General features: G+C 72.8%; 14 protein-coding genes. 6 read left to right on the top strand and 8 right to left on the bottom strand.

Annotated elements, in window-relative coordinates; translation table 11 throughout:
• The first annotated feature begins 129 nt into the window (after nt 1-129).
• Nucleotides 130-12,657 carry an amino acid adenylation domain-containing protein gene (locus tag ACFC0D_RS08360; RefSeq protein ID WP_376432430.1) on the top strand — a complete coding sequence of 4,176 codons (12,528 nt, stop codon included), beginning with the start codon at nt 130-132 and terminating at the stop codon, nt 12,655-12,657.
• Between the two features lie 162 nt (nt 12,658-12,819).
• Here ACFC0D_RS08360 and ACFC0D_RS08355 read toward each other — a convergent pair whose 3' ends face one another.
• Nucleotides 12,820-13,998: a low temperature requirement protein A gene (locus ACFC0D_RS08355; RefSeq protein ID WP_376432427.1), complete on the bottom strand. Its 1,179-nt coding sequence runs from the start codon at nt 13,996-13,998 to the stop codon at nt 12,820-12,822.
• 139 nt (nt 13,999-14,137) lie between these two features.
• Between ACFC0D_RS08355 and ACFC0D_RS08350 the strand changes: the two genes are divergently transcribed.
• Nucleotides 14,138-14,533 carry a hypothetical protein gene (locus tag ACFC0D_RS08350; protein ID WP_376432425.1) on the top strand — a complete coding sequence of 132 codons (396 nt, stop codon included), beginning with the start codon at nt 14,138-14,140 and terminating at the stop codon, nt 14,531-14,533.
• Between the two features lie 211 nt (nt 14,534-14,744).
• On the opposite strand, the gene ACFC0D_RS08345 is transcribed toward ACFC0D_RS08350, so the two are convergent.
• Nucleotides 14,745-15,410, bottom strand: a complete 666-nt coding sequence (locus ACFC0D_RS08345) for an HAD family acid phosphatase (RefSeq protein WP_376432422.1) — start codon at nt 15,408-15,410, stop codon at nt 14,745-14,747.
• A gap of 196 nt (nt 15,411-15,606) precedes the next feature.
• On the opposite strand from ACFC0D_RS08345, the gene ACFC0D_RS08340 reads away from it, so the two are divergent.
• On the top strand, nt 15,607-17,484 hold the full coding sequence (locus tag ACFC0D_RS08340; protein WP_376432419.1) for an endoglycosylceramidase: 1,878 nt from the start codon (nt 15,607-15,609) through the stop codon (nt 17,482-17,484).
• A gap of 193 nt (nt 17,485-17,677) precedes the next feature.
• On the opposite strand, the gene ACFC0D_RS08335 is transcribed toward ACFC0D_RS08340, so the two are convergent.
• A complete protein-coding gene (locus ACFC0D_RS08335; RefSeq protein ID WP_376432417.1) occupies nt 17,678-18,304 on the bottom strand; it encodes a TetR/AcrR family transcriptional regulator in 627 nt (208 codons plus the stop codon).
• Between the two features lie 56 nt (nt 18,305-18,360).
• Here ACFC0D_RS08335 and ACFC0D_RS08330 point away from each other — a divergent pair, with 56 nt between their 5' ends.
• Entirely contained in the window at nt 18,361-18,789 is a 429-nt protein-coding gene (locus tag ACFC0D_RS08330) for a DUF1707 domain-containing protein (RefSeq protein WP_376432415.1), read from the top strand.
• 70 nt (nt 18,790-18,859) lie between these two features.
• Here the strand turns inward: ACFC0D_RS08330 and ACFC0D_RS08325 are convergent, their stop codons facing one another.
• The gene (locus ACFC0D_RS08325) at nt 18,860-19,534 is read right to left on the bottom strand and encodes a class F sortase (protein WP_376432412.1); all 675 of its coding nucleotides are present in this window, start codon (nt 19,532-19,534) and stop codon (nt 18,860-18,862) included.
• 96 nt (nt 19,535-19,630) lie between these two features.
• On the bottom strand, nt 19,631-20,287 hold the full coding sequence (locus ACFC0D_RS08320; RefSeq protein WP_376432410.1) for a sortase: 657 nt from the start codon (nt 20,285-20,287) through the stop codon (nt 19,631-19,633).
• 330 nt (nt 20,288-20,617) lie between these two features.
• On the opposite strand from ACFC0D_RS08320, the gene ACFC0D_RS08315 reads away from it, so the two are divergent.
• Both ACFC0D_RS08315 and ACFC0D_RS08310 read left to right on the top strand, forming a co-directional pair.
• On the top strand, nt 20,618-21,682 hold the full coding sequence (locus ACFC0D_RS08315; RefSeq protein WP_376432408.1) for a nitrous oxide reductase family maturation protein NosD: 1,065 nt from the start codon (nt 20,618-20,620) through the stop codon (nt 21,680-21,682).
• A gap of 53 nt (nt 21,683-21,735) precedes the next feature.
• A complete protein-coding gene (locus ACFC0D_RS08310; RefSeq protein ID WP_376432406.1) occupies nt 21,736-22,764 on the top strand; it encodes a methyltransferase in 1,029 nt (342 codons plus the stop codon).
• A gap of 89 nt (nt 22,765-22,853) precedes the next feature.
• On the opposite strand, the gene ACFC0D_RS08305 is transcribed toward ACFC0D_RS08310, so the two are convergent.
• Genes ACFC0D_RS08305 through ACFC0D_RS08295 form a run of 3 tightly spaced genes read right to left on the bottom strand, consistent with a single transcriptional unit; the run spans nt 22,854 to nt 23,973 of the window.
• Nucleotides 22,854-23,186, bottom strand: a complete 333-nt coding sequence (locus ACFC0D_RS08305; RefSeq protein WP_376432404.1) for a TcmI family type II polyketide cyclase — start codon at nt 23,184-23,186, stop codon at nt 22,854-22,856.
• Nucleotides 23,187-23,231: 45 nt separating this feature from the next.
• Complete coding sequence (locus ACFC0D_RS08300) at nt 23,232-23,711, bottom strand: SRPBCC family protein (protein WP_376432402.1); 480 nt, start codon at nt 23,709-23,711, stop codon at nt 23,232-23,234.
• A 1-nt stretch (nt 23,712) separates the two neighbouring features.
• Nucleotides 23,713-23,973 carry a phosphopantetheine-binding protein gene (locus ACFC0D_RS08295; RefSeq protein ID WP_329112804.1) on the bottom strand — a complete coding sequence of 87 codons (261 nt, stop codon included), beginning with the start codon at nt 23,971-23,973 and terminating at the stop codon, nt 23,713-23,715.
• Between the last annotated feature and the right edge of the window lie 25 nt (nt 23,974-23,998).

The raw sequence follows: 23,998 nt of genomic DNA, 5'->3' as shown, positions 1-23,998 counted from the left end.
GGGCCCCTCCGAGTGCGAAACGAAGATCAGTCATCATTACGGCAGACCAGACCGGAACGGACCGGGGGGCGGTCGCTCTCGCGCGCACCGTGAGGCGGCCCGCAGCTGGGGAGATCCACGGGGGCGTTGATGCGGGGAAACAGCGGAACGGTGCTGCTGGACGTGCTGACCGGAGCGGCCGAGGCCGCGCCCGACCAGGGGATCGTCCATGTCCACGGGGACGGCGGCGAACGGTTCGTCACCCATCGCGCGCTGCTCTCCGACTCCCTGTGTGTCGCCGGAGGGTTCCTCGACGCGGGTCTCGCCCCGGGAAGCCATGTGGTGCTGCCCGCCGATCGGAGCGAGGAGTTCCTGCCGCTCTTCTGGGGCGCCGTCGCCGCCGGACTCGTACCGGTGCCGCTCGCTCCGGACGTACGGCGGGTACTGCCCGTCTGGGAGTTCCTCGACCGGCCGCCGGTGGCGGTCGGCCCATCCACCGCGCCGCTGCTCGACGCCCTGCCCCACCCCGTGCGCTCCCTGACGCTCGACGGGCTGCGGGACCACCCCGCGCCGCGTCGGCTGCCGGAGCGGACCCCTGACGACGTGGCGTTCCTGCAGTTCTCCTCGGGCAGTACGCGGGCTCCCCAGGGAGTCGAACTCACCCACGCGGCCGTCCTGGCCAATCTGGCCCAGATCCGCGCAGCTGCCGGCATCGCCTCCGAGGACGTGCTGGCCACCTGGATGCCGTACTTCCACGACATGGGGCTGATCGGCACGCACCTCGTCCCGCTGTCGGCAGGGATCAAGCAGGTCCGGCTCGAGCCTCTGACGTTCGCCAAGCGGCCCGCACGGTGGCTGGAGGCGGCGGCACGGCACCGGGCGACGCTGCTCTCGGCCGCCAACTTCGCCCTGGCCCTCGTAGAACGGCGCGTGCCCGACGACGCTCTCGCGCGTCTCGACCTGACGCGGGTACGGATGGTCCTGGTCGGCGCGGAGCCGATCTCCCCTACCGTGTGGCGGGCCTTCCTCCGGCGGATGCGGCGCACGGGGCTCGCGGCGAGTGCGCCACAGCCCGTGTACGGCCTCGCCGAGGCCACGCTCGCCGTGACCTTCCCGCCACCCGGCGAGGTGGCGCGACCGCTCGTCCTGGACCGCGCCGCGCTCAGTCGGGGGCGGGCCGTGGACGCGGTGCCCGGCCCGGACGCGGTCGAACTGATGGACGTGGGCAGCCCCGTGCACGGGTGCGCCGTGCGGATCACCGACGGCGGGGGCGAGGCCGTCGAGGAACGGCGGGTCGGCCACATCGAGGTCCGGGGGCCGCAGGTGGCCCGTGGCTATCACCGTGCTCCGGAGGCGACGGCGGACGTGTTCGTCGACGGGTGGCTGCGCACCGGCGACATGGGATTCCTGCACGAGGGACGGCTCTGCGTGACCGGTCGGTCCAAGGACGTCGTCTTCGTCGACGGGCGCACGTTCCACGCGGCGGATCTCGAAGAGGTCGCCGCGGGCACGCCCGGTCTCGGGCGGTGCCCGGTCGCGGTCGTGGGCTCCACCGATCCGGCGGGCGACGGCGAGCGGGTGGTCGTCTTCCTCGCGCCCGCGCCACCCCTTGCCGCCGTGACCTCCGAACTGCTGCGCGAGGTCGGGGCGCGGGTCCGCGCGGCTCTGGGGCACGACGACGTACGGGTGTTGGCCATGCCCGTACGGGCGTTCCCGCGCACGACCAGCGGGAAGGTGCGACGCGGTGTGCTGCGGGAGCGTTTCGAGGGCGGCGAGCATCCGGAGATCGCGGGGCGCGGGGCTGTCGGGGTGGTGGGGGGCGGGTCCCTGCCAGGGGCGGGTGCCACGTCCCTGCCGGGACAACGGGGCGGGTCTCCGGCGGCTGAGGAGCCGGCCGACGGGGTGGGGAGCGTACGGACCGGGGTCGCGGCAGGCGTGCCCACCGAGGACGCCCTCACCGTGCGGGCCCGGGACGCGTCGGACGTGCGGGCCGGGGACACACCCGCCGCACGGGCCGGGGACGCGGCGAGCGTCGGAGCCGAACTCACGCCGGCCGCACAGGCCGGGAATGCACCGGGCCCGCGGGCCCGGAACGCAGCGGGGGTGCCGGCCGACGCGCGGCGGAACGACGTACCGCCGTCGCCCGCGCCACGCTCCCGTCGGGACGTCGAGGCCGGCGTGGTCCGGGTCTGGGCCCGGGCGCTCGGGCTGCCGGTGCAGGAGATCACGCCGCACGACGACTTCCGTGCGCTCGGCGGCTCGTCGCTCAAGGCCATGGAGGTACTGGCCGCCCTGGAGGACGAGTTCGGCGTACGGCTGCGTCCGTCCGACATACGCGACCACGCCACGGTGGCCGCGCTCGCCGGGCTGATCCTCACCGCGGACACCGCGGTGGACTCCCCGCCGCACCGCCCGCCGACGGACGCGCCCCGCTCCTCCGCGGCGCGGCCGGAGCCGTTCCATGGCGCCGGGCCCGTGGTCGCCGTATCCGGTCTCGCCTGCCGCTTTCCCGGTGCCGACACCCCGGAGGTGTTCTGGGAGCGGCTCGTCGAAGGCTACGACGCCGTCACCGGCGTACCGGACGGACGGTGGGGACACCCGTCGGACGGCCACGCCCGGTGGGGCGCGTTCCTCGACGAGCCGGCCGGTTTCGACGCGGCGTTCTTCGGCATCGGGGAGGAGGAGGCACTGGCGACCGATCCCCAGGCGCGGATCCTCCTGGAGCTCGCGCACGAGGCCCTGGAACGGGCCGGCTACGCGGGCCCCCGTCGGCACGGCCGTCGGGTGGGTGTGTTCGTCGCAGCCGGTGACAGCGGCTACCGCAAGGTACTCGAACAGGCGGACGGCGAGGGCGAGTTGCCGGTGGCAGCGCTGACCGGGAACCTCCCCAACATGCTCGCCGCCCGCGTCGCGCACTGTCTGGACCTGACCGGGCCCGCGCTCGCGGTCGACACCGCGTGCTCCTCGGCGCTGGTCGCGCTGCACCTGGCGCGCCGCAGCCTCCAGGACGGCGAGTGCGACGTCGCGGTCGTCGGCGGCGTCCACCTCAATCTGACGCCGACCGGGTACACGCTCCTCGAGAAGGCACAGGCGCTGTCCCCGACCGGCCGCTGTCACACGTTCGGCGAGGCGGCCGACGGATTCGTCCCCGGGGAGGGCGGCGCGGCGCTCGTCCTGACCCGTCTCGACGACGCGGAGCGGGCCGGCGATCCGGTCCTGGCGATCCTCCGTGGCACGGCCGTGAACAACGACGGCCGCTCGCTGAGCCTGATGGCGCCCAATCCCCTGACGCAGCGTGAGGTCATCACGCAGACGTACCGAGACGCCGGGGTCACCCCCGAGAGCGTGTCGTACGTGGAGGCACACGGCACGGGTACGCCGATCGGGGACCCCGTCGAGGTGCGCTCGCTCGCGCACGCCTTCCCGCCGCGCGCCGACGGGCAGCTCCGGCTGCTCGGCTCGGTCAAGACCAACGTCGGGCATCTGCTCAACGCCGCCGGCATGCCGAGCCTGGTGAAGGTGGTCCTCGCGCTCGGCCGGCGGCAGCTGCCGCCGTCCCCGCTCCGTACGGCGCCCGCGCCGACGCTCGACCTGGCCGGTTCCGGTTTTGCCCTGGTGGACGAGGTACGGGACTGGGAGGCGCCCGGCCCGCTGGTCGCGGGAGTCAACGCGTTCGGGTTCGGCGGCACCAACGCCCATGCCGTGCTGGAGGAGGCACCCGCCCGGCCCGAGAAGAATCGGACGCGGTCGTCGGGCGGTCCACGGCTGCTGACGCTGTCGGCCCACGGGGCGGACGGGCTGCGCGCCGCGGCCGCCGCTCTCGCGGACCATCTGCGCGACCACCCCGGTCTCGACGAGGGCGATGTCTGCGCCGCCGTCGCCTCGGCCCGTGACGAGGGACCCGACCGGCTCGCCGTCGTCGCCGAGGGCGATCTCGCCGCCCGGCTCGACGCCGTACGCGACGACGCCGTACGCGACGACGCCATTCGCAACGATGCCGTACGCGACGACGCTTCGCGCGACAGCGCCGTACGCCACGACCACATACGTGACATCGCGGTTCGAGACGGGATCAGGCGTCACACTGAGACGCCGATCGGCGCCGCCGTGCGCTCCCGGGCACGTCTCGTCCTCCTCCTTCCCGGGCAGGGCGTGCGCCCGCAGGGTCGGGCCCGCGCCCTGTACGCGGACGCGCCCGCCTTCCGGGAAGCGCTCGACGAGGCGTCCGACCACGCCGGCGTGATCCGCGGACGCAGTCTCGCCGCCTGGTGCCTCGACCACGACGTGTCGCCCGACGCGCTCGCCGGAACCGACATCGCCCAGCCGCTCCTCGTCGCCCACGGGGTCGCGCTCGCCCGCCAGGTACGGGCGTGGGGGATCACGCCGGACGCGGTCGCCGGGCACAGCGTCGGCGAGATCGCCGCCGCCTGCGTCTCCGGGACGCTCTCGCTCGCCGACGCCGTACGGTTCGCCGCCGAACGCGGTCGGCTGATGGCGGAGTTGTGCGCCCCCGGCGCCATGGCGGCGGCCCGCTGCGACGAGGAGACGGCCACCGCCCTGGTGGCCGACGCGCAGGGCGCGCTGAGTGTGGCCGCGGTCAACGGTCCCCGCCAGGTCGTCCTGGCCGGGACAGAGGCCGCCGTCGAGCGAGCGGTCGCCGAGCTGTCCACCCGCGGGATCGCGGCACGCCGGCTCGGGGTCACCCGGGCGTTCCACTCGCCCATGATGGATCCGGCACTCGGCCCGCTCGCCGAAGCTGCCGAAGCCCTCGCGCTCCGGCCGTCGGCGACTCCGCTGATCAGTACGGTCAGCGCCGCGTGGCAGCCGGTCCTGGACCCCGCGTATCTGCGGAACCACGCGCGGCAGCCGGTCCGCTTCGGCGCGGCCGTGGACCGACTGCTCGGCGACGGGTACGACACGTTCGTCGAGCTCGGCGCCGACTCTCTGGGCGGCTCCGTACGTGCCGTCGCGGCGGCGCACCCACGCGGAGCGGGGGCGCTCGTGCTCGCCGCCGGGAACCGGGACGGGGACGGTGCGCGGGGGCTGCTCGAGACCGTGGGCCGGCTCTGGCAGCGGGGTGTGCCGCTGGACCGTACGGCCATGGACGCAGGCCGGGCCCGGATCACCGTACCGACGTACCCCTTCCAGCGGCGCCGCTACTGGCCTGCCACCGCTCCCCGGCCTCGGCCGCTGCTGCACCGGTTCGTGTGGGGCGACGTCCCGCCGACCGCCGGTGCCGGGCCGCGTACCGTCCTCCTCGCCGGCCCGGACTCGCCGCTCGCCCGCGCGTTCACGGCACGGTTGACGGGGCGGGGCGTCACGGTCCGGCGGGCCGGGGACCCACTGCCCGACGGCGCACCGGCCCCTACGGCAGCCGTGCTGCTCGCGGGTCCGGCGGTGGAGCCGGACTCCGCCACCGCGCTCGACGCGGCGCACCGCGCCATGGTGTCCGAACTCCAGGACCTGCTGCCGCGACTCGCGCACCACCGCCCGCGCGTGCTCGTCGTCACCGAGGACGTCCATGTCACCGGTGCCGGGCCGGAACGTCCGCGCCCCGCGCAGGCGGTCCTGACGGGGCTGACTCTGGCACTGCCCGAGGAGTTGCCCGGTGTCGCGGCCCACAGCGTCGACCTGTCCTCACTGGACGAGGTCGAGGCGCGCCTCGACGCGCTCGACCGCGAACTCGCCGCGCGTCCTCTGCCGCTGGCCGGTAGTGGGGGCCGGGCGGCGTCCGCCATCGCCTGGCGCGCCGGGCGACGCCTCGGCCGGACGGCCGTGCCGGTCGCCGCGGAAGCCGTGTCGCGGGCGGCAGCGCTGCCTGCCGACGGCGTGTATCTGATCACCGGGGGCGCAGGAGGGGTCGGTGGCGCGCTGGCCCGTGATCTCGCGGTACGGGGTCGGCCGACCCTGGTGCTGACCGGTCGCTCGACCGCGCCGCCCGCCGGGCTGCTCGCCGAACTCCGGGCGCTCGGGGCCACCGTGGAGTACCGCGCCGCCGATGTCTCCCGCGAGGCCGACGTCGACGCGCTGCTCGCCGGGCTGCCGCGTCTCGACGTGCTGGTCCACGCGGCCGGGGTGGTGCGCCCCGGCACTCTGCGGGCCAAGACGCCCGAAGAGGTGGCCGAGGTGCTGGCCGCCAAGACGCGCGGCACCGCTCTGCTCGCGCGCGGACTCCGCGAACACGGCCTGCGCCCCGACCTGTGCGTGGCATTCTCCTCGGTCGCCTCGGTGCTGCCGGGCCTGGCGGGGGCGATCGGCGACTACGCCGCCGCCAACGCCTACCTCGACGCCTTCGCCGCCGCCGAACGCGTGGCCGGCCGGCCGTGGCTGTCGGTCAACTTCGGGGCGTTCGCCGACACGGGACTCCTCGCGGGGACGAGACTGCTCGCGGGACCGGAACCTCGCGGCGGCGCGGGAGGCCCGACCGAACCCGCTTCGCCGGCGACCGGCGTGGCGCTTCAGGCCCTGCACGACGCCTGCGGAATCGACGCCGCCCAGCTGATGGTCGCCGACCTGGGGACCGCTACCGCCCGCCGCACCCCGGCCTCCGTCGCCGTACCCACGCGTCCGAACGTCCGGCCCCCCTCCTCGGCTGCCACGACGAGTGGAGTACGCCCCGAGGACACGACCGGTCTGTCGGGGGTCCTGCGGCAGCTGCTGTCCGAGGCGCTCCAGGTGCCCCCGGCCGAGCTCGGTGACGACGTACCGCTGCTCGGCCTGGGGCTGGACTCGCTCATGGCCGTCGATCTCGTCAAGCGGCTGGAGAAGGAGCTCGATCGATCCCTGCCCATCACGCTCTTCTTCGAGCACCGGACCCTGGGCGAACTCGCGCACCAACTCGGCTCCGAAGGTCCCTCCCTCGCCCACGCGGCGAGTGCGGCCGCCTCCCGGCCGGCCGACGACGGCGTCCCCTTCTCCCTGACGCCGGTCCAGCTCGCCTTCCACACCCAGGGTGGGTTGTACCCGGACGTCGCCGCCTACGGGTATGTGACGCAGGACGTCCGCGGCCCCCTCGACGCCGATCTGCTCGGTGCGGCGTTCGGGCTGCTCGCCGAGCGCCACCCGATGCTCCGCCTGCGGATCCATCCCGGGCAGGCGGCGCCCACGCAAGCAACCGTGCCGCCCGGCCACGACCGGATACCCGACTGGTACGAGGTCCGTGATCTGCCCGGCATCGGCTCCGTCGAGGAGGAGCTCGGGCAGCTCGAAGAGGCCTTGTGCAACCGTCCGTTCGACCTGGCCGCCGAGGCTCCCGCCCGCGCGGTGCTCGCCCGTACCGGGGAAGCGGACTCCGCCCGTCTCGTACTCGTGGTGCATCACGCCGCCGCCGACGGCTTCAGCCTGAACGTCCTCGGTGAGGAACTCTGGGTGCTCTACACAGCCCTGTCCCAGGGCCGCCCGCATCAACTCCCGCCGCTCACCGCGGACTTCGCCACCTACACCGCACACCAGCAGGCGGAACGGTCGGAGCCCGCCCTCGCCGAGGACCGGGCGTACTGGCGTGAGGTACTCGCCCGCAGGGGCGAGCCGCTCGCGCTGCCGTACGACGGCGATCCGTCGGGCCTCCCCGAACCCCCGCTCCTCGCCCACCAGGTGGCGCCCGGTCCCGACCTGTCGGCCGCGCTGCGCGAGGTGGCCGCGGCACACGATGTGTCCCTGTTCCATCTGCTGCTCGCGGCCTACGCGCGCTGTCTGTCCCGGTGGGGCGGCGGCCGGGAGGACGTGTCCGTCAATGTCGCGCGGGCCCGCCGCGAGACCAGACTGCCCGGCATCGACCGGCTCGTCGGACCGCTGGCCGACACCCTTCCCGTCCCTGTCCACGTCGGCCCGGACGACTCGGTGCACGCGCTCGCCGTACGGCTGCGCGACGCGTGGCCCGAGGCCGAGCGGCACGGCCGGCTGACCAGCCTGGATCTCGCCCGGCTCCTGCCGGCGGACGGTGCGGGACCCCGTACCGCGTCGCCCGCGTCGTTCAGCTTCGCGCGGTTCCCGGTCGCCCTCGACCCCGACTGCCCGGTGGAGGTCCGCCCGACCTCCGCCGGTACGGCCTCCGCCGCCACCCGGCTCGGTCTGCTGTGCTGGGAGTCCGACGGGGCGCTGTCCTTCTCGTGGAACTTTCCGGCGCGGCTGTTCGACCGGACCACGATCGCCCGGCTGGCCGACGAGCACCTGGCCGAGCTCGCCGAGGCCGCGAAGCCCATGGCGGTCGCCGGGCCGGCCGAGACCGCCGCCGCGGTACCGGTCCCTGTCGGGCCGATGCCCGTCCCCGCCCGCGAGCCGTCGGACGTCCGCACGGACATCGTCGCCCGCCTCCGCGCGCAGTTCAGGGCGACGCCGGACGCCGTGGCCGTCGAATCAGGCGACGGTGACGTCCTGACCTACGCGGAACTGGACCGGGCATCCGGTGCTCTCGCCTCCAGGCTGCGCGCCCACGGCGTCGGCCCGGGCGAGCTGGTGGGACTTCTGACCGAGCCCGGCGGCGACACCGTCGTCGGTGTGGTCGGCATCCTGCGCGCCGGTGCGGGATGGGTACCGCTGGACGCCGCCCATCCCCCGGCGCGCCTGGCCGACCAGCTGGAGCGGTCCCGTACCCGCGCTCTCGTCTGCCATGCGGCGACCCGCGCGTCGGCGACGGAGCTCGCCGCCGCCGCGGGCATCACGCCGGTCACGGTCGACGACCCGCCGTCCGCTCCCGCCGAACCGTGGTCCGACGGTGCCGAGGTTCCGGCGCCGAGCCCCGACTCCATCGCGTACGTGATCTTCACCTCCGGCTCCACCGGGCGGCCCAAGGCGGTGCCGATCACCCGTCGGTCGATGACCAACTACCTCGACTGGGCGCTGGCCACGTTCGGGTACGGCGAAGGCGACCGGCTCGCGCAGACGGCGTCGCTGTGCTTCGACGCGTCGGTACGCCAGCTCCTCGCGCCGCTCCTTGTCGGGGCCACGGTGGTCACCGTGCCCCGGCAGCTGCTCCGGGACCCGGAGGCACTGCTCGACCGGGTCGAGCGGGCGCGGATATCGGTGTGGAGCTCGGTTCCGAGCCTGTGGTCCCGGCTCCTCGAAGCGGCCGAGACGCGGATACGGGACGGTGCGTCGGCGCCGGATCTGTCGGCGCTGCGCTGGATCCACGTCGGCGGTGAGGCGCTCCCACCCGCCCATGTGCGCCGCTGGTACGACCTGTTCGGGCCCGTGCACCGGATCGCCAATCTGTACGGGCCCACCGAGGCCACCATCAACGCCACGTTCCACATCGTCGACAGCCGCCCCGCCGACGACGTACGGACGCTGCCCATCGGCGCGCCGCTCACCGGCACGGAGGTCGACGTGGTGGCGGCGGACGGACGGCGCTGCGCACCCGGCGAGCCCGGCGAGCTGCTCATCGCCGGCGTGGGGCTCACCCCCGGCTATCTGCACGAACCGGGACTGACCGCCGCCGTGTTCACCGAGCGCGACGGCCGCCGCTGGTACCGCAGCGGCGACCGTGTGCGGCGCGACGGGGACGGCGTTCTCGAGTTCCTCGGACGGCTCGACGACCAGGTGAAGATCCGTGGACACCGGGTGGAACCGGGCGAGATCGAGTCGGTGCTGCTGACGCATCCGGCGGTCGCCCGAACGGCCGTTGTCCACCATGCCGAGCGCCTGAGTGCCTTCGTCCAGTGCCGGCCGGGCCTCGCGACGCCGGATTCCACGGCTCTGCGTGCCCATCTGGCACGGACGCTTCCGGATTACATGCTCCCGGCCCGGATTCACCTCGTCGACCAACTCCCCCTGACCGGGACCGGGAAGATCGACCGCGCCGGGCTCACCGCGTCCGCGCCGGCCACCGGTCCCGAGATGCCTGTCGACGCGCCGGGATCGCTCCCGGTGACACCGACCGAAGTCCTGCTGGCCCGTGTCTGGTCCGAGCTGCTCGACAGCGAGGTGATCCGGCGCGAGGACGACTTCTTCGCCTTGGGCGGCGACTCCCTGCTCGTCCTCCAGGTGTTCGCTCGGCTGCGGGAGGAGATCCCGGCCCTGCCCAGGCCCACGGTCGTGTACGACCACCGCACCCTGGCCGCCCTCGCCGCGGCGATCGACAGCGCCGCCGCCGACGGATCCGTCGACGAGCCGGCGCACACCGGGGACCGGCTCGGCCGCGACGACGTGCACACGCACGGCCCCTCCCCGTTCCCCCTCGCTCCCTCCCAGCGCGGATTCCTCCTTGCGGAGGCCATGGCACCCGGGACCCACACGGCATGGCTCGCCTGTCTGCGGGTCGAAGGACCGCTGCGACCCGAGGCGTTCCAGCGGGCCGTGGACGCCTGCGTCGTACGCCACCCGATGCTGCGGACCGTGTTCCCGGCCGGCGCGCGCCCCGCCGTTCAGCAGGAACTTCCGCCCGCCCTGCGGCTTCCGGTCGACTTCGAGACCCTTGCCGAACCGGGGCTCCTCGCATCACGGATCGCCGAGGAACGGGAGCGCCGCTTCGAGCCCTGGGCGTGGCCGCTGTTGCGACTGCGGCTGCTCACCCTCGGGCCGGACGAGCACGCGCTCGTCGTCCACGCCCACCATCTGATCGGCGACGGCTACAGCGTGGCACTGCTGGGCCGGGAGCTGCTCGCCTTCTACGACCGTGTCGTACGGGGCGAGCCCGCCGAACTCCCGCCGCTGCGCGGAACCTTCCGCGACCACGTAGCCCTGCGGGAGCGCGCGGCGTCGTCCGACGGCACCGTCAGGGCACGACTCGACGCGGCGTATCGGCGCCCGGTCCTCGGGGGTCCCGCCGGAACCGGGACGCCGGTCAGAGACCCTGCGGCCCATCCGTACCACTCAGCCGGATTCACCGTGGGGGCGGACCGCGTCGCCGCGCTGCGCCGGATGGCCACCGCGGCGGGCACGACGCTCTTCGCCCCGGTCCTCACCGCGTACTACCGGACACTGGCCGCCGCGACCGGGCAGGAGGATCTGATCCTCGGTCTTGCCGTCTCCGGCCGCGACGACGACGCTCAGCCCGACGCTCACCTCGTGTTCGGCCCGTACGCCGCTGCCGTACCGCTGCGGCCGGGCCCGCCGCCCGGTCCGGGGAAGGCGGAGCGCACGTTCGCCGAGGATCTGCGCGCGGTGGTGGACGAGGTCGAGGCGGCCCGCGTCCAGGGGGCGCACACTCCCCCGAGGAGCGGCGGGCTGCCGCCGGCCGCCCAGTTCTTCTTCACCTTCCTGGACTTCTCGGCCCTCGGTCCACTGAACGGCGACACGCTGCGCGTGAGGTGGGACGATGCGGACGCCGTCCTGGCGCCGCCTCCCGTGGGTACGGACACGTTCCTGGCGGTGCGGCCGGTCGGTGAAGGAGAGCTGCGGGTGACGCTGCGCGCGTCCACCGCCGCCTTCCCGGACGAGTCGGCCTTCGCCCGGTTCACCGGCGCGCTGCGGAGCGCGATGAGCGCGGCAGCGGATGGTGTACGGGCGACGGCGACACGCACCCGCGCAACGGGGGTCGAGCGGGGAGCGGAGCCGGAGCCGTCGCACGCCGTCGGCGTCCTGGACTCCGCGCTCATCGGCTACCTCCCTGCACCCGGTCGGCTCGCCGCGCTCGCCTCGCCCGGCGGACCGGTGGCTACGGCGTCGCGCGAACAGCTCCGTCGGCGGCTCTTCCCCGAAGGACGGCCGCGACTCGTGGAGGAGATCAGCACGCCTTTCGGTCGCTCCGGATTCATCTGCCTTCCGCTGTTCGCCGACGAACTCGCGTCGACGTCCGACCTCGCAGCCCGCACGGCCCGAGCGGTCGAGCACGCGTCGTCGCTCGGCGCGCGCTGCGTCTCGCTCGCGGGCATGATCCCGTCCCTCACGGCGTACGGCTTCGGTGTCCTGCGCGAGACGGACACCGACACCCCGACGGCGCCGGCCCTCACGACCGGGCACGCGGCCACCTCCGTGTCCGTGGTGAAGACCGTCCACGCCGCGCTCGCCCGGACGGGCCGTGAACTCGGCGACCTCGTCGTCGCCGTGGCCGGCCTGGGGTCCATCGGCAGCTCGTCCCTCGAGCTGCTCCTGACGCTCTCGCCCGAGCCGCCCGACCGGCTGCTCCTGTGCGACGTCGCGGGCAGCGCGCCACGGCTGCGGAGCCTGGAGAAGGACCTGGTCGCCCGCGGTCTGGCCCGGAACGTGGAGGTCCACGAGTCAGGTCCGACGCTGCCGGGCGCCGTGTACGAAGCCGATCTCCTGGTCACCGCCGTGAGCGGCGGCGGCACGGTGCTCGACGTGTCGAGGCTGCGGGCAGGCGCGATCGTCGTCGACGACTCGTTCCCGCACTGCTTCGACACGACCGCGGCCCTGGCCCGCATGCGGGAGCGGCGCGATGTCCTGATGGTCGGCGGCGGCCTGTTGTCCGTCGGGTCCGTCGAGCGCCGGACGGCTCCGTGGCTGCCGCCGGCCGCGGCGGCGGGGTACGCGGCGCAGACATGGCTTCCCGGCACGATCGCCTCATGCCGACTGGAGTCCCTGCTCCACGCGGCACACCCGGAACTCCCGCTGGTCCACGGCCTGGTGGACGCCGAGCTGGCCCTGGCACACTGGCGCGGCATGGAGGCGCTCGGCGTCGAAGCGGGTCCGCTTCACCTGCTCGGGCACACCGTCGCAGCCGAGACCGACGACCTCGACGGCTTCCCACCACGGTCGGCGGGCTCCTTCCAGGCCCTCTGACCGAGCGCGGAACCGATCGGCGCAGGCCACCGCGACACGACGCCTCGATGGGGCACCGGCCGTCACCCGGTGCCCCGCCCCTCGACACCCGGAGTTCGGCGGACATCCCCGCGTTCGCGCTCCTGCGCACGTCGCGAATGTCGTACTTCTGGGGGGCGGGTCTCAGGCGAAGCGCTTCTCGTAGATCCAGTTCCAGCGCGCCACCAGAACGAGCGCCCACACGAGGGTCGCGGGCGCCCACTGTTCGGCGAAGAAGGCGAGGAGCAACGGCGCCGCGACCATGGGCAGGCCGACCGCCACGATCCACCGGGCACCCCGCCCCGACAGCGCGCCGGCGAGGAGACCGACGGCCAGGAACACGGCGATGGCACCGCACATCAGCCAGCGCATCCCGAGCGGGAGGCTGTCCTCCGCGTGCTCCACCGCCGCGCCGAGCGCGGCGGCCAGGGACGCGAGGGCTCCCGTCGCCACGCAGTGCAGTGGCAGCGAGAAGCGGGGCGCCAGCACTCCGAAACCGAGCAGGGGCACCCCGCTCGACCGGCGTACCGCCAGCGCCCACAGCGCGAGGAGCAGGACGAAGGAACCCACGGCCAGGCTGCACAGCTCCGCGTCCCACTCGGCCTCGGAGGCCGCGTCCACACCCTGGGCAATGCCTTCGCCGAGCACGATCAGGGTGAACAGGCCGAGTCGCTCGTCCAGATGGCGTGGGTCGAACCGGGCGGCCCTCGGGATGGCGGCGGTCGGCCCGTGGCGCCGGTCCCGCTCCTCCCATTCCCCCTGGAGCCGTGCCATGACCTGGTTCTTCGACCGGGCGAAGGTGAGGCCCAGATCGATGACGAGCCCGGCTGCCCACAGCCAGTACCGGACGGGCTCCTCGGCCCACACCGAGACGAGCCACGGCACGACGCCCGCCGAGAGCTGCGCCATCGGCCAGTCCGCCGGGACCTCGCCGCGCCCCTGCCACACCTGTGAGGCGAGCAGGCGGACGAGGACGTAGGCCAGGGCGAAGGCGGCCGCGTGGTCCGAGCGGATCTCCGGTACGGCCGCGGCCATCACCGCGAGCCCGAACATGCCGATGAGCACGGTGCGGGTGTGCACCTTGTCGGCGGCCACGTTCCCGTACGTCGTGAAACACATCCACGCGGTCCAGAAGGCCAGGTAGAGCACGCAGTAGAGGGCGAGGTCGGCGTGGCCGGGTGCGCCGTGCAGCAGGTGCGCCAGTTGAGCGACGCCGGCGACGGCGATCAGGTCGAAGAAGAGTTCCAGCCATGAGGCATGCCGTTCGGACTCGCCGGAGGAGTCCGGGGGCGGAGCGGACACGGCGTCAGGCTGAGCGGTCATGACGGCGAGTATCGGACGAAACGCCCGCGAGTCCCGGGCGGTGAGCGGCTCGCCGCGCCGTTGTGGCCTAATGGCAGGACCCGGGCCGCCTCGGGCGTACGGGGTCGCGGCCCGACCGACCAGGAGCGATGAACGATCGATGACGCTGAATGAGGGCGGCCGGGTGCGGCTGGCGGCCGAGCTGAGGCTGACCGGCACGGTGACCCCTGCCGAGGACTCGCCCGCGGGCGGGGCCGCCATCGCCGGTTCTCTGTCCCTCGGGGCGGGGATCGAGGGAACCGTCGAACGGGTCGACTCCCACGTGAGGGAACAGGGCCACGAGGTCCGCGAGTACCTCAGGCTCACGTCGCTCCTCGACGACTTCGGCCACCAGATGCCCCCGGAGAGCAGAGGCCGACTCGAGGAGCAGATCGCCTCGTTGGTGCCGGCGTGGCAGGCCTACGAGCAGGAGAAGGACCGTGTGACGGTCCGCGTCCGCCTCGACAGCGGTTTCGTCCTCGACGATGTGCCCGAGGACCTCTTCACCACCGTCTGACCACCGCTCCGGGCGGGACTCGTCACCGTGTCGGGGTCGACGCCGGTGCCGGACTGTGTGGATGACGACGCCACCGCAGGGGCCGCCGGTGAGGCTGCGCAATGGGCCGGTAGCGGGCACGGCCGGGCGGACGCTGTGATCCCGGGAACGGGAACGCCCCGGACCGCACCCGTGCGAGCAGGCAGGTCCGGGGCGCACCGCGGCGGCACGGTCAGGAGAGCTTGCCGTCGTAGTCCGGCAGCTTGAACGTCCGCTCGGCGTGACCGCCGACGAAGTCGGTGGGGCGGTTTCCGATGTTGGCGATGATCGTGTAGCCGCGGGCCTCGATCTCGGCGCGCTTGGCGGTCTTGTACGTGCTGACCTCTTCGAAGAGGTCGGGCAGGCTGCGTACGTAGAGCCCGGAGACGGGGTAACCCTCGGCCTTCAGGTTGTACTGGGTGAGGGCGTGGATGATGCCGGGGCGTGCGGTGACGAAGAAGACGGCCACGCCTCGGGAGTGGGCGTAGCGGGCGAGGTCGCGAACGTCCTGCACGGCCGGGGTCGGCAGGTGCAGGAAGAAGTGGAAGTCCGTCTCCAGCGAGGTGTTGTCGATGTCGAGGACGATCGCCTGCTTCTCGCCGTCGGCGTTCGCGGTGCGCTGCTCGATGTACGGCCGGGCGGAGTCGACGACCGCCTTGACGTCGCGACGCCACGTGCCGTAGTCGACACCGGCGAGGTCGGCGACCCCGCCGGTGGACGCGGCGGTCACGGAGACCGGGGCCGAGGCGGGCGCGGTCGCGGCGGGTGCGGCCATGGCGGTGGCCGGGGACGCGACCAGGATGCCGACTGCCGCAGCGGCGGACAGGGCCGTTCTGACACCGAGGGTATGGCGATGCATGTGGGGGATCTCCTGTGGACGAAGGCACGCCCGGTGGGGCGCGCCGGGACGAACACGACGGTTTGGCATGTTCGCGACTAGATTCAGGCCTGCGCGACGCCATGTCTACCGGTCGGTAGGAAATTCCTCGTTCACGCGCGGTGAACGCCCGACTCCCATTCTTGACGGTTCGTCAGATGAGCGTGACAGTACGTCCATGGCCACCCATGGGTTACGTCGGTCGCACCGGTACGGACGAGGGGCGTGGGGCGCCGCGTTCCTGACCCTCGCGTCCTGCGCGCTGTACGCGGGAGCTCCGGCGCGTGCCGCCGAAGCCGTGCCGTACGACGCGCGGGCTGCCGAAGTGACCGTCAGCGGGACCCGCTTCGTCGACGGGTACGGACGCGAGGTCGTCCTGCGCGGCTTCAACGTGTCCGGCGAGACCAAGCTGGCCGAGAACGGCGGGCTGCCCTTCTCCGGTGTCGAGGACGCGCGCAGAGCCGCGCGGGCCGTACGCGAACTGGGCGGGGCCAACTCGGTGCGGTTCCTGCTGTCATGGGCGGCGGCGGAACCCACGCGCGGCACGGTCGACGAGGAGTACCTGAGCCGGGCGACGGCTCAGATGCGGGAGTTCCTCGCCGTCGGGCTGCGCGTGTACCCCGACTTCCACCAGGACCTCTTCTCGCGGTACGTCTTCGACAAGGACAGCTGGTACTCGGGCGACGGCGCACCGCGCTGGGTCGTCGAGGCGGGCGGCTATCCGCGCGAGTTCTGCGGCATCTGTGCCCACTGGGGTCAGAACATCACCCAGAACCGGACGGTCAAGGACGCCATGCGCGACTTCTGGACCAACCGCAACGGCATCCAGGACGCCTTTCTCGACACCGCCCAGGCGACCATGACGTACCTCGCGACGCATCTGGAGGCCCCGGAGTTCGCGGGCGTCGCCGGCTTCGACCCGTACAACGAGCCCTACGCGGGGCAGTACGCGAACGGGCAGGACGGCAGCAGCTGGGAGAAGGGCCTGCTGTGGCCGTTCTACGAGAAGTTCCGGGCGCGCATGGACATGGCGGGCTGGCGGAACAAGCCCGCGCTCGTCGAGCCGAACATGTTCTGGAACTCCAACCTCTCCTTCATGAAGCAGCCCGGTGGTCTGGCCGGGGTGGGCTCGCTCGGGCCGCGCTACGTCTTCAACACGCACTTCTACGACCAGGCGCGGATGTCCGGGTTCTTCGACCTGACCAAGGCCGAGGACGGCGAGTACTCGGCGGACTTCCAGGCCGTACGCGGCCGCTCCACGGCCCTCGACACCCCCGCCGTCGTCAGCGAGTTCGGCCATCCGCTGACCGGCACCTCGTCGGACAAGGCGCCGTCGGTCCTCAAGGGGCTGTACCAGGCACTCGACAGCGGACTCGGCGGCGACACCTGGTGGCGGAACCCGGCCGCCGCCGGCCCCGTCCTGTCCGCGCACCAGTGGCAGTGGGACATCTACAGCGGGCGCCATCGCGAGGCGATGAACGACAACCCGCGGAAGATCCGCACCGAGGGCGACGCGTGGAACGACGAGGACCTGTCCGCCGTACGCCTCGACGACAGCGGCGCACCGGTGCTCCGCCAGGACGCGCGGCTCGTCGACCGGCTGTACCCGAGCGCGGTCGCCGGACGCACGCTCGCGTTCCTCTACGAGGACCGCTCACGCGACGCGGGCAGGACGATGACGTGGAGTTGGATTCCTTCCTTCATGCCGGAGTCGGCGCGACTCGTCGGTACGGAGCGGCCGTACGGCGTCCTGGTCTGGCGGAGCAACGGGTCGGACGCCGCCCCGACGGAACTGCACCTCCCCGCCGGCTTCGATCCCGCCACCACCACGGTCGTCTCGGACCTCGGCACGGCCACCGGGCCCGGGACCACGGGCGCGATCGCCGTCGCCCCCGAACCCGGAGGCACGAACGCCCGCCGGGTTCTCCTGTCCGCCGCCCCGGAGGGCGTGCACGTCGCCCTCGTGAGCGCCGCCCCGGCCACGGCGGAGCAGCGGGCGGCCGTGCAGCGGGAGCTCGTCGACTGGCTTGCCGCGACCGGGATCGGGCGGCAGTGACGCCCGAAGCCAGGAGGGTTCGCCGTCCGGTTGCGCCGTACGCCGACAGGAAGCGCAGCCAGGACAGCCAGGCCGCGGCGATCGCCTGGCGGCCGTACAGCGTCGGTGCGGCGGATCCGCTCCTACCCGCTGTGACCTGGTCAGGGCCACGGGCATGAACACGCGTACCAATCATGCTCGGCCCTGCCCGGGTTCAGCGGTGGCGGGTGCGTCGTCCACCTCCGGGTACGCCTGTGTCGGGAGCGGCCTGACGACCCACGGGTGTCAGCGCGTCGAGCGCGCGGTCCAGGGCGGCAAGAAGGGGCGCGTGCTCCTCGGGGGCGTACAGCATCCGTAGGGCCAGGCCGTCGGAGAGTGCGATGACGGCGTCGGCGGTCGCCGCCGGCTCGGGGCACGCGGCGGTCTCCAGCCACGCCGCGAGTGCCTGCCGGATGTCGTGGTCGACCTGTCGTCGGATGGCGGCGAGGCGAGGATGGTGCGCCGCGTGGACGGCGAACGCGAGCTGGGCCGCGGCCTCGGCGCGCCGCTCCTCGTCGAGAGGGAGCGTGGTGAGGATCAGCTCCCGCAGCGCCTGCCGCAGGGGCAGGTCCGTGTCCACCAGGGCCATCCGCTCCTCGACCCGCTCACCGGCCAGTTCGGCAGCAAGGACGAGCAGGTCCTCCTTCGTACGGAAGTACTTCTGCACGGCACCGGCGGAACGGCCGCTGGCGGCGGCGACGGTCCGCACGCTGACCTGATCCAGACCCTGTTCGGCGGCAAGTCGGAGCAGGGCTGCGCCGATCTGCCGGCGCTGCTCCTGCCGGTCGACGATCTTGGGCATCGGGCACGCTCCCCCTCTTTGAGATACAGTCGTATCCTAAACGAAGGGGGAGAACGATGATGGACGACCGGAGCCGTCCGGCCATACCTGAGGTACGGATCTCGGACCAGGACCGCGACCGAACGCTCGCCGTCCTCGCGGCCGGCCTCGCCGAGGGCCGGCTCGACCCGTCGGAACACACGGCGCGCGCCGCGACCGCCATCGAGGCCCGGACCGCCACGGAACTCGCCGCGCTGACGGCCGATCTGCCCGCCGTGAAGCCCACCCGCGCGGAGCGGGACCGCAAGGACCGCGCCGAATGGCTCGCGGAGTGGCGCTACTGGCTCGGCGGCCTGGTGATCATGTCGGGCATTTGGGGGGTGCGGTGCCTGGGGAAGGGCGAGCTCACGTACTACTGGCCGGTCGCGCCCCTCGGCATCTGGGCGGCGGTCCTGCTCGCCATCGCGATCTGGCCCGGCGGCAGCGGAACGAGCGAGGAGGCGTAGAACCCAGCCCGCGGGCTCGACTCGTCGACGGGCGGCGGCCGGCCGGAGGCGACGGGCCGTCGGTGCGGGGCTACTTCACCGCGCTCATCGTCGCGTAGACGACGGTGTTGGCCTGGTAGCCGGTGCTGCTGGACCAGCTGCCGCCGCAGGTGATCAAGCGCAGCTCGGGGCGGGCGGAGCCGGCGTAGACCCTGTCGTCGGGGAAGTCGTCCTTCGCGTGGACCTCCACCGCGTCGACCTTGAAGAGGGCCGTGCGGCCGTCCTGGCGGTCCACCGTGATCTCGGCCCCCTTCTTGAGTGCGCCGAGTTGGTGGAAGACGGCCGGGCCGGCGGGGGTGTCCACGTGTCCTGCGACGACGGCCGTCCCCGGCGAGCCGGGGGTGGTTCCGTCGGCGTACCAGCCCGCCAGGGCAGGGGTCGTCACGGGGGGCGGTTGCAGGGTTCCCTCGGCGTCCAGCTCCAGGCGCGTCAGAAAGGCATCGACCTTGATGGCCGGGATCCGGATCCGTACCGGGGGCGATGCCGGCAGCGGCTGAGGGCCGGGGCCGTTCGAGGAGGCTCGAGGAGCGGACTGTGCGCCGGGCGGCGATCCGGCCTGCGTCGCCGTGGGCTGCGGGGGGTCGTTGTCACGCAGCGCGCCGGCCAGCAGCAGGAATCCGAAGAGCGCGATCCAGGCGAGCGTCCTGAACGAAGGAGGGCGCCGCGGCGGCGTGCCGGTGGTCTCCGGCCCAGAGCCTTTCCTCATGGTCGTGATGCCTTTGCTCGGTGCCGGGAGCCCAGCGGCCCCCGGCCTCCTCACGGGGGCCGGGGGCCGGGGCTACGGGCCGGGGCGGACGTATCGTCAGGCCGAGGTCCCTGCGCCCGCCGAACGCCGACGCATCCGGGCCACTCCGCCGGCCAGTGCTCCACCCAGCAGGAGGGCGCCCAGTGCGAGCTGGTCACCGGTCCCGCCGTTCCCTTCGGCCCCGGCGGCCCAGCCGAAGCCGGCGTCGACGGCACCGTTCGGGCGGCCGGAGATGTGGTACGTGACGGTCTGCTTGATCCGCGGCGGGCACTTGAGGGTCACGGTGTCCGTACCGGAGGCGGCGTCCTCGGGCACCTTGAACTCGCCGACCAGGACGCCCTTCCGGTCGCCCGGCAGGAGGTGGAACTTGCCACCCACCTCCGACTCGCCCTTGCCGTAGGTCTCCTTGCCGCAGGCAGTCGTGGAGACGGTGACGGTGCTCCCGGGGAACGCCTTGCGCGGGTTGATCCGGACGGTTCCGGTGGCTTCCCCGGCGGCTCCGGCGGCGGAATCCCCGGCGGACGCGGTTCCCGTGGCGGAATCCCCGGAGGCAGTTCCCGCGGCGGAATCCCCGGAGGCAGCTCCGGCGGCGGGATCCCAGGAGGCGGCGGCTCCAGTGGCGGGGTCCGCTTCGGCGGCCAGGGCGGTGGGGGCGGACAGGGTGAGGGCGACGACGATCAGGGCGACCGGCAGACCGCGACGTGCGAGACGCATGCTTCTCTCCTTCTGCGGAGCTTTCTCGGCCGGCCTGTCTGCGCGGCGTCTGTGCTGTGCTCCGTGCACGAGGCAAACGCCCGCCCGTGATCACCGCAACGCGAGAAGCGCGCGCAGGTGTCCTCCGGTCGGGTTGCTGTTCTCCCCTTCCTTCATCGTCACCGCAGGTCACAGCGGATCGGGCAGCACATGAAAAGCGACGGCGCCCTGGCGGCGAACGGGCTAGCGTCCGTCCGGCGCGCGATGCGCCGGGGGACCTTCCGGGGGACATGCAGCCCACCCGGGGGATCAGCGGTGGCAGACCGGAACACCCCCTCATAGCTTCGGCATATGACCAAACGACAGATCGCCTACCTGGCCTGCACCGTGGCCCTCGTGGGCTCTGGACTGGGTGCCGCCGCCCCGGCGGCCGGCAACTCGACGGTGCATCGGGTGAAGCCCGGCGAATCAATCCAGAAGGCCGTGGACGCCGCGAAGCCGGGGGACACCGTCGTCCTCTCCCCCGGCACCTACCGTGAGAGCGTCCGCATCACGACATCGAACCTGACCCTGCGGGGCTCGACGGTCTTCCCCACCGTCATCGTGCCCGGCAAGGCCGCTGCCGACGACACCTGCGCCAAGGCCGGCCACGGCATCTGCGTGACCGGCAAGGACGGCAGTCCCGTCAAGCGCGTCACCGTGCGCTCGCTGACGCTCCGGGGCTTCACCAAGAACGGCCTGTGGGCGTCGCGGACCGACCGCCTGAAGGTCCATCGGGTGACGGCCGAGAAGAACGGCAACTGGGGCATCGCCCTGGAGAGGTCCGTGCGCAGTGTGCTGACCCACAACGTCGCCCGGAACAACGCGGACGCCGGACTGTTCGTGTCCAACACCACCGACACGGAGGCCGGGGCCGTCGACGCCGAGGGGACCCGGATCAGTCACAACCAGCTCTCCGGCAACCGGATCGGCATCACGGTGCGGCGCCTGCGGAACCTGACCGTCGACCGCAACGAGGCGACCGGGAACTGCGCCGCCGTGTTCGTGGTGGGCGACGAGTCCACGCCGCGCGCCGGGGCGATGAGCCTGCGCCGGAACTACATCCACTCCAACAACAAGCACTGCCCCAAGACACCCCGGCTGCCCTTCCTGCAGGGCTCGGGAATCGTCCTCACCGGCGCCGAGGAGACGCTGGTGGCACAGAACCGGATCGAGGACAACGTGGGCACCTCGCCGCTGTCCGGCGGCATCGTGCTCTTCAAGAGCTTCGTCGGCGCCCTCAACGAACGCAACGAGATCCGCGACAACGTCGTACTGCGCAACGGCTCGGCCGACCTGGCCAACCGGGACACCGGCAAGGGCAACACCTTCAGCGGCAACACCTGTGAGGTCTCGGAGCCCGCGGGCATGTGCTGAACGGTCGGCTCCACTCCCCCACCCACGGCACGACTGCACAGACAAGGCGACAGATGACGACTGTTGATCCGGCTCCCCCGCCGCCCATGCGGCTGCGGGAGCTCGTTTTCGGGGCGGCGTGCGCCGCCGCCGTACGCGCGGCCGCCCGCCTGGGTGTGGCGGACGCCCTGGACGACACCCCCATGACCGTCGAGGACCTGGCGGCGGCGGTCAAGACCCAGCCGCGAACACTGCGGCGACTGCTGCGCGCCCTGTCCTGCCAGGGCGTGTTCACCGAGCACGCCGACGGCACCTTCGCGCACACGGAGATGTCCCGGCTGCTGCGCGAGGACGACCCGCAGAGCCTTCGGTACATCGCGCTGTGGTGCACCGAGCCGTGGACGTGGGACGTCTGGCCGAAGCTCGACGAAGCCGTGCGCTCCGGCCGCAACGTCTTCGAGGACGTGTACGAAAGGGAGTTCTTCGCGTACCTCAACGAGGACGCGCCCGAGTCCGCGTACGTGTTCAACCGGGCCATGACGACGTCGAGCCGGCAGTCGGCCCAGGACGTCGCCGACCTGCTGGATCTGCACGGCGTGTCGTCGGTCGTGGACATCGGCGGCGGTCAGGGGCACGTCCTGGCGAGTCTGCTGGAGAAGTACCCCGACCTGCACGGCACTCTGCTGGACCTGCCGAGGGTGGTGGAGAACGCCGATCCGCGTCTGCGGACGGACGGTCCGCTGGCCTCCCGGGTCCGTATCGTGCCCGGGGACTGCCGCGTGGACATCCCGGTCCAGGCGGATGTGTACATCATCAAGAACATCCTGGAGTGGGACGACGACAGCACCCGCAGGGCGCTGGCGAACGTCCGGAAGGCGGCGCTGCCCGGCGCCCGTGTCGTCGTGATCGAGAACCTCGTGGACGACACGCCGTCGATGAGGTTCACGACGGCCATGGACCTGCTGCTGCTCCTCAACGTCGGTGGTGCGAAGCACACCCGGCAGAGCATGGTCGACCGGCTCACGGACTCGGGTCTCGTCATCGGTGAGATCCGCCCGGTCAACGCGTATCTCCACGCCTTCGAGTGCACCGTCCCCGCCTGAGGGGAAGGGCGAAACCCGAGGCCGCCCGCTCCGCGTCTTGCGCGGGGCGGGCGGCCTCGGGTTTCTCCGTCGTGCGTTCGCTCGGGAGCTCAGGAACGGGCGTCCCGCTCCCAGCGGTAGAAGCAGTGCGCCATGGCGTCCTTGGGGCTGCGCCATGTCTTCGGGTCGTACGCGCTGACGTACGCCGACAGCTTCTCGCTGGTGTCCCGGAACTCCGGATGCCCCGTCAGCTTCGCGATGGCGGGCGCCGGGTCCCGCTCGGACTCGATCAGGTGCAGATAGACGTCCCCGAACTGGAAGAGGCTGCGCCGGGTGACGCCGACCAGGTGCGGGAGTTCGCCGCGGTCGGATGCGGCGAACACATCGGCGATCGCCGGCGCCGAATCGGGTGCCATGCGAGCGACGATCAGGGCGTGGTGCATCGAGCGTCCTTCCTGGGTGTGCGGGTGTGCGGGTGTGGGGGGTGGTCAGCCCGGCAGGACCGAGGCGCTCCGGCGGTCGCGGGCGACCTGCTCGATGCGGTCCCGGATGAGGGCCATCTGTGTGCGGGAGTTGCGGTTGATGTTGTCCGTCATCCAGTCGTCGTCGACCGGAGCGTCGGGCTTCATGGCGAAGTCCTGCACCCAGCGCATGTGGACGCCGGCCGGCGTCTCCTCGTACTCCCACCGGATGTCCATGTGGTCGAACGGGCCGGTCTCGACGCGGCGGGCACGGACGGTCCGCTTGGGGCGGTCGACGGTGCGCTCCGACACCCAGCTCCAGACCTTCCCGGCCTCGTCCGGGTGCATGGTCAGGCGGAAGGTGGTGGAGTCGCCCTCGCGGGAGAGCACCTCGAGGGAGGCGTACTCGCTGAAGAGGTTCGGCCAGTTCTCGATGTCGTTGGTGATGTCCCAGACGAGGTCGAGCGGAGCGTCGATGGTGATGGTGTTGTCGGTGTGTCCGGACACGTCAGACTCCCGTCTTGAGCGTGTTGTTGACGAGGCCGACGAACTCGGCGGGCGTCTTGCAGCGCTCCGCGTCGGTGGGCAGCGAGACGCTGTACCGGTTCTCCAGCTCGCCGACGATGCCGAGCAGGCCGAGCGAGTCGAGGCCGAGGGTGCTGAAGGGCGCGTCCGGCGCCTTCTCGAGCTCCCGGGCGTCGACGGTGACTCCGGCCGCCTGCTTCATCAGCGAGGCGAGTTCGTCGAAGGTCAGTGCGGTGGTGATCATATGTGTGCTTCTCCTTCCCGCCCGG

This window comes from Streptomyces sp. NPDC056222, assembly GCF_042264065.1.
Lineage (GTDB): Bacteria > Actinomycetota > Actinomycetes > Streptomycetales > Streptomycetaceae > Streptomyces.
The sequence above is the reverse complement of the archived record's forward strand: the minus strand, read 5'-3'. Positions and strand labels throughout refer to the sequence as shown.